The following is a 9,508-nucleotide window of genomic DNA, read 5'->3' on the forward strand; positions in this document are numbered from 1 at the left end:
GTTCATCCCCCCCATCCGATGCGGATGTCCACGGAGGCGGATCCGCTCACATCCGTCAGATGGACCGCACACGCCATACAGGGGTCGAAGGAATGGATGATGCGCAAGATCTCCAGGGGCTTTTCCGGATCAGTCACCGGCGTTCCGATCAGGGAAGCCTCATAGGCACCCCGGTTGCCCTTGTGGTCGCGGGGCGAGGCGTTCCAGGTCGTGGGCACCACCATTTGGTAGTTCTTCGTCTTGCCGTCTTCAATCTCCACCCAATGGCCCAGGGAACCCCGCGGCGCCTCCACCCAGCCGACGCCCCTGGCCCGTTTCGGCCAGGTTCCCGGCTCCCACTTGGCACTGTTGAAGGTGATCTGGTCGCCGTTTTTGATGTTTGTAAGCAGCTGGTCCATGTCCTGCCGCATCCAGCGGGCGGTCAGCCTGGTCTCCAATCCGCGGGCAAGGGTGCGCCCCAGGGCGGAACGGAGAGCCGAGAAGGGGATGTCCAGCCTTTTCAGCGCCTCGTCGACCAGCTCCACGGTCCCCTCGATTCCCGCAGCGTAGCTCACCATGATCCGGGCCAGCGGTCCGGTCTCCATCGGATGCTCCTTCCAGCGGGGAGCCTTCACCCAGCTGTACTTCTCCTCCGTGTTGAGACGGGTATAGGGCGGCTTCGGACCGCTGTAGCGAAGGGTGGTTTCCCCTTCCCAGGGATGGCGTCCCTTGCCGCCTTCGCCCTCATAGTCATACCAGGAACGATCGACGAACTCTTTCACCTGTTCCGGGTCTTTCAAATCGACCTCCAGCACTTCGTCCAGATTCCCGCCCAGAATCACCCCGCGGGGCATCCGATATTTGCTTGTGTCGCGGATGTCGCCGGTGGAAAAATCGCCGTAGCACAAGTAGTTGTCCAATCCGCCGCCGTACCGCCAATCCTTGTAGTGCGAGGCGATCGCAAACAGATCGGGAATATACACCTGCTCGACAAACTCGACGGCCTGATCGATCAGCTGGGAAACGTGCATCAACTGCTCCGCGTGCACCGCGTTGTCGCTGTCGATGTCGATGGGGGTGGCCATCCCGCCGACCACGTAGTGGGGGTGCGGGTTTTTCCCGCCGAGGATCGTGTGCACCTTGACGATCTCCTTCTGCCAATCCAGCGCCTCCAAATAGTGCGCCACCGCCAGCAGATTGACTTCCGGCGGGAGCTTGTAGGCGGGGTGCCCCCAATAGCCGTTGGCAAACAGGCCCAATTGCCCGCTCTCCACCACAGTCTTCACGCTTTTCTGCACATCTTTGAAATACCCCGGCGATGACTTCGGCCAGCGGGACAGGGACTGGGCGATCCGGCTCGTCTCCTCCGGATCCGCCTTCAAAGCGCTGAGGACGTCGACCCAATCGAGGGCGTGCAGATGATAAAAATGCACCACATGGTCGTGGACAAAAAGCGCTTCGTTCATGATATTGCGGATCAGATGCGCGTTGGGCGGAATCCGGATGTCCAGCGCATCCTCCACCGCGCGAACGGAGGCCAAAGCGTGCGTCGTCGTGCAGACCCCGCAAACCCGCTGGGTGTACGCCCAGAGGTCCCGGGGATCGCGGTCCCGCACGATCAATTCGATGCCCCGCACCGCCGTTCCCGAACTGTAGGCCTCCTTGATCCTGCCCTCGTCGATGTCCGCTTCGATGCGCAAATGCCCCTCGATCCGGGTGACCGGGTCCACCACAATCCGCTTACTCATGGGAATCCCCTCCATCCGCGGAAGAGCCTGTCCGCTTTTTCTTCACCGCGGTGATTGCGGCATGGGCGGCAATCCCCGCCACCGTCGCCCCTACCGTATACAGCCCGATCTTGTCCAAATCGGCCGTCGTCTGGGTTGCGGGAATCTTCGCTCTCCGCACAAACAACGGCCCGTTGTCCCAAAAGTTCTTCTCGGAGCATCCGATGCAGGGATTTCCCGACAGGATCGGAAAACCGACACCCCCGTTCCAGCGCATCTCCGCACAGGAATTGTAGGTGGTGGGACCTTTGCAGCCCAGCTTGTACAGACAATACCCCTGTTTTGCTCCCTCATCGTCGAAGGATTCGGCAAACAGTCCCGCATCGAAATAGGCCCGCCGGTTGCATTTGTCGTGGATCCGGTGGCGGTAAAAGGCCTTCGGCCGCCCCAGATGATCCAGTTCGGGCAGGCGGTCGAAGGTGATCATGTGGGCGATCACCCCCGTCATCACCTCCCCGATCGGCGGACAACCGGGAACGCGGATCACCGGTTTGTCGGTCACCAGATCGGCAACCGACACCGCCTCCGTCGGGTTCGGCTTGGCTCCCGCAATTCCCCCCCAGGAGGAACAGGTTCCGTAGGCGATGATCGCCTTCGCACCCCTGGCCGATTCCAACAGCAGCTCCTTCGCCGACACTCCTCCGATGGTCGCGCAGTATTCCTGCCGCGGAATGCTTCCTTCCACCACGAGCAGGTATTCCCCGTCGTGCTCCTTCATCACCCTTTTGCGCGCCATCTCCGCCTGGTGTCCGCTCGCCGCCGACAGCAACTCGCTGTATTCAAGGGAAATCATGTCCAATAAAACGCTGCCCGCCTTCGGATGGGACGAACGGATAAAGGACTCGGAGCATCCCGTGCAATCCTGCATCTGCAGCCAGAGGACCGGCACGCGCCGCTTCTTTTCCATTGCGCGGACCACTTTGTCCGCCTCCGAATAATGGAGGCCGATGGTCGCGGCCAGCATGGCGCACATTTTCAGAAAGTCCCTGCGCGACAGGCCGCCCTCCCTCATCCTCTCCGCGATGGTCTGTTCCCGAGCCAACCTGTACCCCCCTCATTTATGGCCTTTGTCCACTTTATATCAGTTGGTCGAGGCGGCAAACGATGAAAAAAATCACGTTCTCCCCGGGAAAACCCCGGACATTTCCCGAAACCGCCATGGGAAGGTGATCTCCCAACAGGGGAAAAAGCGGTTTCAGAAGGGGGAAGGAAGAACGCGGGAGCACAGGGCGCGTCTTTTTCAACCGCCACCCGTGAAGAAAATCTTTCCGCGGCCCGGTTGTTGATTTTTTTCACAGTTCTTCCGTCTCTCCGTTGATACAATGAAAACCCAACATCACCAGCCAGTCTGACGTTGGGAGTGCGGAAAATGAGAGGTTCTTGGTGGGCCGTTCTCGGCATCTTTTGTATCCTGGCCGCGGGATGTTTCCCTTCGGAACAACCCGCCCCCGGCCAAAAGAAAGACGAGCTGGTCCTGGCCATCGGGACGGAACCGGAGGACGGCTTCGATCCCACGACGGGGTGGGGGCGTTACGGTTCCCCCCTTTTCCAGAGCACCCTGCTGAAGCGGGATCACGCGATGAACATCACAAACGACCTGGCCGAGGAGTACGAAATAAGCGGCGACGGAACCGTCTGGACCGTGAAACTTCGGAAAAATGTCAGATTTTCCGACGGAACGCCCCTTACCGCATCCGACGTGAAATACACCTTTGAGGCGGCCGCCGAAAGCGGATCCATCGTCGATCTGCAGCAACTGGAAAAAGTGGAAGTCCTCGACGATCACACGGTGAAATTCACCCTGAAGGAGCCCCGGTCCACCTTCATTCATTCGCTGATCACCATCGGCATCGTGCCCCGGCACGCCCACGGCGAGGATTACGCGGAACATCCGGTCGGTTCCGGCCCTTACCGGCTGGTGCAATGGGACAAGGGGCAACAGTTGATCGTGGAGGCAAACCCGCACTACCACGGCACCCGTCCCTACTTCAAAAAACTGACCTTCCTCTTCTTAAGCGAAGATGCCGCCTTTGCGGCGGCCAAGGCGGGAAAGGTGGATGTGGCGTACATTCCCGCCGCCTTCGGAAAGGAAAAGGTGCCGGGAATGCGCCTGGAAAAGATCCGGACGGTTGACAACCGCGGCATCATGTTTCCCTTCGTTCCGTCGGGGGCAAAAACAAAGGACGGAAAGCCGGTCGGAAACGACGTGACGGCGGATGCGGCGATCCGGCGCGCCGTCAATATCGCCGTCGACAGGCAGGCGCTCGTGGAGGGCGTCCTGGAAGGTTTCGGCACCCCCGCCTATACCGTCAACGACCGCCTTCCCTGGTGGAACCCGGAAGCGGTGATCAAGGACGGCGATCGGAAGACGGCCGAAAAAATCCTGGATGAGGCGGGGTGGAAGGATCGCGACGGCGACGGCATCCGTGAAAAGGGTTCCCTGCGGGCGGAATTCAACCTGCTGTATCCGGCGGATGATGTCACACGGCAATCCCTGGCGATCGCCGTGGCCGACATGATGAAGCCGCTGGGCATCCGGATCCGCGTCGAGGGAAAAAGCTGGGACGCCATTGAAAAGCTGATGCACGCCAACGCCGTGCTGTTCGGCTGGGGAAGCCATGATCCGCTGGAGATGTACCATCTGTACAGCAGCGAATTTCGCGGCGTCGACCTGTACAATCCCGGTTATTACAAAAACCCCGTCGTAGACGCGTATCTGAAAAAGGCCTTGGCAACCCCGGACGAAAAGCGGTCGTTGGAATACTGGAAAAAGGCCCAGTGGGACGGCAAGACGGGCGTGAGCGCGAAGGGGGACGCGCCGTGGGCCTGGCTGGTCAATCTCGACCACCTGTATCTCGTAAAGGAAAACCTGGATATCGGCAAACAGAAAATCCATCACCACGGCCACGGTTGGCCCATCACCGACAACGTGGAGGAATGGAAATGGATCGATCGCCCATGAAACGGGGTGGGTTGGTTGCTGCGGATCGTCCTCCGGTTCCTGTTTGAAAAAATCTTGAAACTCCTTCTCCTGCTGTTTGCCGTCTGCACCCTTTCCTTCTGGATGGTCGAGCTTTCCCCGATCGACCCGATCCGGGCGTACGTGGGCGCGGACATGATGGTGGTCAGCCCGGAACAACGGGATGCGATCGCCCGGCACTGGGGCCTTGACCAACCTCCCGCCGAACGCTACCGGCAGTGGCTTTCGGCCATCCTCCAAGGGGATTTGGGAACGTCCATGATTTATCGGCGACCGGTGGCGGAGGTGATTTCCGAGCGCTTTCTGAACTCGCTGCCGCTTCTGTTCAGCGCCTGGCTGCTCTCCGGCCTGATCGGATTTGCCGCCGGCGTCATCGCCGCCGTAAAGAGGGATACGTGGATCGACCGCCTGATCAAAGGGTATTGTTATACGCTGGTGTCGACCCCCTCCTTCTGGGTGGGAATCCTGCTCATGATGATTTTCTCCGTGTGGCTGGGCTGGCTGCCCGTGGGATTAAGCGTTCCCATCGGCGTGCCCGCGGAGGAGGTGACCTGGTCCGATCGCCTCCGCCACATGATTTTGCCCGCCCTCACCCTGGGCCTGGTCGGCATCTCCGCCGTCGCCCTGCACACCCGGCAGAAAATGATCGACGTGCTCGGCAGCGAATATGTCCTGTTTGCCCGGGCCCGGGGCGAAAAGGGATTTGTCCTGCTTTGGCGGCATGGACTTCGCAACGCGGCCCTGCCGGCGATCACCCTGCAATTTGCCTCCTTGAATGAATTGTTCGGAGGAGCCGTCCTCGCCGAGCAGGTGTTTTCATACCCGGGACTCGGCCGTGTGACCATCGAAGCGGGATTGCGGGGAGACGTGCCCCTGCTGCTCGGGATTGTGCTCTTCAGCACCCTGTTTGTCTTCGTCGGAAACACGGCGGCCGATCTCCTCTACCGCCTCCTCGATCCGAGAATGAGGGAAGGGGATGCTCCATGAAACGCCCGGCCGCCGGAAAGAAGGGCGGACGGCTCCTCCTGCTCCGTTCCGGGAACCGCCGGCAACAAACCCTGCTTCTTTCGATCCTTGTCGGCCTGCTGCTCCTTTCCGTTTGGCTTTGGGGGATCCTGCTGGACGACGAAAAAACGGCGACGCGCCTTCAGGAGCACAACCGCCCCCCGTCCCTGGAGCACCCCTTCGGCACCGACTGGCTCGGCCGGGATATGTTTGTCCGCACGATCAAAGGCTTGTCCCTGAGCATCATGGTCGGCCTGTCGTCGGCGGCCGCCGGCACGTTGGTTTCCCTGTTGCTGGGCCTTGCGGCGGCCACGATGGGGAAGGCGGCGGATCGGATCATCACCTGGCTCATCGATCTCTTTCTGAGCGTGCCGCACCTCGTCTCGCTGATCCTGATCGCCTTCGTGCTGGGCGGCGGCAAAAAGGGGGTGATCATCGGCATCGCCCTCACCCACTGGCCCGTCCTGTGCCGGGTCCTTCGCGCCGAAATCCTGCAACTGCGTTCCGCGGAATTTGTCCAGCTCTCGCGCCGTCTGGGAAAATCCCGCTGGTGGATCGCCATGAGGCACGTGCTGCCCCACTTGCTGCCCCAGCTGATCGTCGGCTTTTTGCTGATGTTTCCCCACGCGATCCTGCACGAGGCATCCATCACGTTCCTCGGATTGGGATTGTCGCCCGACGAACCCGCCATCGGGGTCATCCTCTCCGAATCGATGCGGTATCTGTCCACGGGCCACCTGTGGCTCGCCTTTTTTCCGGGGTTGAGCTTGCTCCTCGTCGTCCGCGCTTTCGATCTTCTCGGGGAAAACGTGCGCCTGCTGATCGATCCGCATCATTATCACGAATGATTCCCGTCCCCATTTTTTCCGATCCGAGGTGATCCGGTGATGTCCGTCCTGGAAGTGAAGGGCTTGTCCGTTTCGCTTCTCCGATATCAAAAAGGATTGCGCCGACAGACCCAGCGCGTCATCGATGATCTCCACCTGTCGGTCGACGCCGGCGAAATCCTCGCGGTCGCAGGCGCCAGCGGCTCGGGCAAAAGCCTGCTCGCCCATGCGATATTGGGAATCCTTCCAGGCCATGCGCAGGTGTCGGGAGCGATTTTTTACCGGGGAAAGGAACTCAGCAGCCTCAGGCGGGCGGAACTGATGGGAAGGGAAATCGCCTATGTACCGCAGTCGGTCCTGTATCTCAATCCGCTGATGCGCGTGGGCAAACAGGTGAGAACGGCCGTCCGCACCGGAGACCCGGTCGCGGTGCAGCGGGCCGCTTTTGCGCGCTTTGGTTTGAGCCCGGCGGTGGAGAAGCGGTATCCCTTTCAATTGTCGGGGGGAATGGCCCGGCGCGTGCTGGTTTCCATCGCCGCCGTGAGCGGCGCAAACCTGATCATCGCCGATGAACCGACGCCCGGACTGGACCCTGCGGTGATTGCGGAATCGCTGTCCCTTTTTCGGGAACTGGCCGATCGGGGCTCCGCCGTCATGCTCATCAGCCACGACATCGGTTCCGTCTTGAAAGTCGCCGACCGGATCGCCGTCTTCTGCGCCGGAACCGCCGTCGAAATCGCCCGGGCGGAGGACTTTGAGGGAAACGGCGAGGCGTTGCGGCACCCCTATTCGCGGGCGCTGTGGAGGGCGCTTCCGCAAAACGATTTCACCCCCGCTCCGTGGCCGGTTCCTTCCTCCCCGGAGACGTCGCCAATCTGTCCCTTCGCCCGGGGGTGTGAGCGGGCAACGGACGCATGTTTCACCAACCGTCCGGAGCCGACATGGTTGGGAAACAGGATGGTGAGGTGCATCCATGGCTCTTGAGGGAAAAGGCCTGTCCTTTCGCTATCGTCGCGGCCAATGGCTGTTCCGGGGGTTTGATATCCGGATCCATCCGGGCGAAATCGTCGGCCTCACCGGTCCGAGCGGCTGCGGAAAAACCTCGCTTGCGCGCCTTCTTGCCGGTTATGCCAAACCCCTTTCGGGTCATGTTCGGGTGGACGGCTCCCCCCTTCCCCGATCCGGCTTTTTCCCCGTCCAGCTGATCTTCCAACATCCGGAAAAAGCGGTCAATCCCCGCTGGAACATCCGGCAAATCCTGAAGGAGGGTGGGGCGGCGGAGGACTCCCTGCTCGCCTCCCTGGGCATCGAGCGCGCGTGGCTCGACCGGCGGCCAAAGGAGCTGTCCGGCGGGGAATTGCAGCGCGTATGCATCGCCCGCGCCCTGGGACCGAAGACCCGGTATCTGATCGCCGACGAAATGACGGCGATGCTGGATGCCATCACCCAGGCACAGATCTGGCATGCGGTCCTCGACATCGCAAAAGCGCGCCGATTGGGGATCCTGGTGATCAGCCACGACGAACCTTTGCTCGAAAAGTTGTGCCACCGCATCATCCATTTTAAACAGGCGGGCGGGGGAAGCATCCTTCCTCCCGGCCCGCGCTGAAAAATGCGTCTTTTGCCGCCTCCTCCCGGTCACTTGGTGCAGGGGCGGGGCGTGTCGTGCACCGGGGGCGGGGCGGGAGGCAAGTGGGGTTTTTGGCCAAGCGGCTTGGGATGCTCGACGTAATTGAAGGTTCCCCTCCTGTCCGGCGCGGTGCCGTACGCCCACCGGCCGCAGGCGCTTTCGTTGCCCTTCGAGAAATTGAACAGGGTGTACGCCACTTCGTTGATCTGGTACTCCCGCGGGAAGGTGGTGGGAACCACTTTGCCTCCTTCGCAGGCCTCCAATTCCTTGATCGCGGCCATCCACTGGTTCTGATGCATGTTGTCCCGGGCGATCAACCAGGCAAGCATGTCCTTGACGCCGCGGTCATCCGTCATTTCCCACAGGCGGACCGCTTGCAGGCGCCCCTGGGATTCGGCGTTCAGATTGGCCCGGAAATCGGCGAGCAAATTGCCGCTGGCAATGGTGTACCGCGCATTCCAGGGATACCCCGTGCTGTCCGTCGGAGTCGCTCCCAGGCCGGAAACAATCACATGCTGAGGGTTCATCCCGCCCATCACCGCCTCGACCACCGGATTCTTGGCCGCCTCCTCCTGCTCCTTGACGGGAGCGCCATCCAGCAACCGGGCGATCATGGTGGCGATCATCTCGACGTGCGCCAGCTCTTCGGTGCCGGTGTCGAGAAGCAGATCCCGGTATTTCGATTTCGATTTGCACCGGCAATTCCATCCCTGAAACAAATACTGCATGGCGACGGTGATTTCGCCGAACTGACCGCCGAGGATTTCCTGCAGCTTTTTGGCGAAAACCGGATCCGGACGCTCGGGTTTGGCCTCGTATTGCAACTCTTTTACATGGAAAAACATTGAAACGCCTCCTTCGCAGGTCTTCCTTCCCCAATCATATGAGGCAGCCGCCCACAGGGTGAATGACGATGCATCGGAAAGGCTTTCCCGACGGAAAAAAGCCGCATCCGTTAGGATGCGGCGAGGCTGTTGACAAAGAAGGGTCAACAGCCTTTTTTGTTGAATTCGGAATAAAACAATTCCGAAGGAAGGTTTTTATATGTTCAGGACGAACCCATCCAGGGAATTTCAACCCGAAACAGTCAACATAGAAGACCTTGTTCCCCAAGATCACTTGCTTAGAAAAATCAATGAAACCATCGACTTTTCGTTTATCGCGGAAAAATGCCGCCCCTTGTATTGTCAAGATAATGGGCGTCCTTGCATCGATCCGGTCATGCTGTTCAAAATGCTTTTGATCGGTTATTTGTACGGAATTCGTTCGGAAAGACGCCTCATTGAGGAAATCCGGGTCA

Annotated in this window: 9 protein-coding genes; 6 read left to right on the top strand and 3 right to left on the bottom strand. The window is 60.3% G+C overall.

The genetic code is table 11. The annotated features are described in order from the left end of the window. Nucleotides 1-2 precede the first annotated feature (2 nt). The gene (locus BM063_RS11825) at nt 3-1,727 is read right to left on the bottom strand and encodes a nickel-dependent hydrogenase large subunit (protein WP_092039249.1); all 1,725 of its coding nucleotides are present in this window, start codon (nt 1,725-1,727) and stop codon (nt 3-5) included. Further along, a complete protein-coding gene (locus tag BM063_RS11830) occupies nt 1,720-2,808 on the bottom strand; it encodes a hydrogenase small subunit (RefSeq protein ID WP_092039251.1) in 1,089 nt (362 codons plus the stop codon). The genes BM063_RS11825 and BM063_RS11830 overlap by 8 nt, the downstream gene beginning before the upstream one ends. A 327-nt stretch (nt 2,809-3,135) precedes the next feature. Between BM063_RS11830 and BM063_RS11835 the strand changes: the two genes are divergently transcribed. Genes BM063_RS11835 through BM063_RS11855 form a run of 5 tightly spaced genes read left to right on the top strand, consistent with a single transcriptional unit; the run spans nt 3,136 to nt 8,187 of the window. After that, complete coding sequence (locus tag BM063_RS11835; protein ID WP_092039253.1) at nt 3,136-4,728, top strand: ABC transporter substrate-binding protein; 1,593 nt, start codon at nt 3,136-3,138, stop codon at nt 4,726-4,728. Between the two features lie 15 nt (nt 4,729-4,743). Continuing rightward, nucleotides 4,744-5,733 carry an ABC transporter permease gene (locus BM063_RS11840; protein ID WP_425439160.1) on the top strand — a complete coding sequence of 330 codons (990 nt, stop codon included), beginning with the start codon at nt 4,744-4,746 and terminating at the stop codon, nt 5,731-5,733. Then, nucleotides 5,730-6,599 (top strand): ABC transporter permease, encoded by an 870-nt coding sequence (locus BM063_RS11845; RefSeq protein ID WP_092039255.1) that lies wholly within the window; start codon nt 5,730-5,732, stop codon nt 6,597-6,599. Before BM063_RS11840 ends, BM063_RS11845 begins: the two co-directional genes overlap by 4 nt. 39 nt (nt 6,600-6,638) lie before the next feature. After that, nucleotides 6,639-7,562 (top strand): ATP-binding cassette domain-containing protein, encoded by a 924-nt coding sequence (locus BM063_RS11850; protein WP_092039257.1) that lies wholly within the window; start codon nt 6,639-6,641, stop codon nt 7,560-7,562. Beyond that, nucleotides 7,552-8,187 carry an ABC transporter ATP-binding protein gene (locus tag BM063_RS11855; protein WP_092039259.1) on the top strand — a complete coding sequence of 212 codons (636 nt, stop codon included), beginning with the start codon at nt 7,552-7,554 and terminating at the stop codon, nt 8,185-8,187. Before BM063_RS11850 ends, BM063_RS11855 begins: the two co-directional genes overlap by 11 nt. Nucleotides 8,188-8,216: 29 nt before the next feature. Here the strand turns inward: BM063_RS11855 and BM063_RS11860 are convergent, their stop codons facing one another. Continuing rightward, nucleotides 8,217-9,053, bottom strand: coding sequence for a manganese catalase (locus tag BM063_RS11860; protein WP_092039261.1), 837 nt, complete (start codon nt 9,051-9,053; stop codon nt 8,217-8,219). Nucleotides 9,054-9,252: 199 nt separating this feature from the next. On the opposite strand from BM063_RS11860, the gene BM063_RS11865 reads away from it, so the two are divergent. Further along, a partial coding sequence (locus BM063_RS11865; protein ID WP_143085303.1) for a transposase occupies nt 9,253-9,508 on the top strand: 256 nt, incomplete at its 3' end.

The organism is Planifilum fulgidum, assembly GCF_900113175.1.
GTDB classification, from domain to species: Bacteria; Bacillota; Bacilli; order Thermoactinomycetales; family DSM-44946; genus Planifilum; species Planifilum fulgidum.